Source organism: Sulfitobacter sp. HI0129, from assembly GCF_001635395.1.
Classification (GTDB): domain Bacteria; phylum Pseudomonadota; class Alphaproteobacteria; order Rhodobacterales; family Rhodobacteraceae; genus Sulfitobacter.
In genome coordinates, this window is the sequence record NZ_LWGH01000166.1 from 1 (window position 1) to 500 (window position 500).

The window sequence follows — 500 nt, forward strand, 5'->3', positions numbered from 1 at the left end:
GACGCCACCAAAAGCGCTACCAGAAGTTACACCTCTCCCTGGGACAGGACCTCTGGTGCAAATGGTCGGAGCGCTACATAAACTGGCGACAGCTCGAAATATTGGGGCTGATGTCGAAAGGGAACTGGGCGTGAGCGTCGGGATCGTCATGCTGGTGCACACGGCGCTTGGCCGTGCAGAGCAGGTCGCGCGGCATTGGTCCGCCGCGGGCTGCCCGGTTGTGATTCACGTGGATCGCCACGTGCCGAAGGCGACCTTCGATACCTTCGTGAAGGCGCTGTCCGATGTGCCGGACATCCGGTTTTGCGAACGGTATCGCTGCGAATGGGGCACCTGGGGGCTCGTCGCGGGAACACAGGCCGCTTCAGAGATGATGCTGGCCAGCTTTCCCAAGGTGCGGCACGTCTACCTTGCCTCGGGTTCCTGTTTGCCGCTGCGCCCGGTGCAGGAGCTTATCGATTACCTCGCCTCGCGCCCCCGGACCGACTTCATCGAAAGCG

The 500-nt window shown here is 62.4% G+C and carries 1 protein-coding gene and 1 pseudogene; both read left to right on the plus strand.

Annotated elements, in window-relative coordinates; genetic code table 11:
- Positions 1-134: pseudogene (locus A3764_RS25810) on the plus strand (glycosyltransferase family 2 protein); the annotation flags it as partial.
- On the plus strand, positions 131-500 hold a 370-nt coding region (locus A3764_RS01515; RefSeq protein ID WP_150122044.1), incomplete at its 3' end, for a beta-1,6-N-acetylglucosaminyltransferase. The pseudogene A3764_RS25810 and the gene A3764_RS01515, both read left to right, overlap by 4 nt.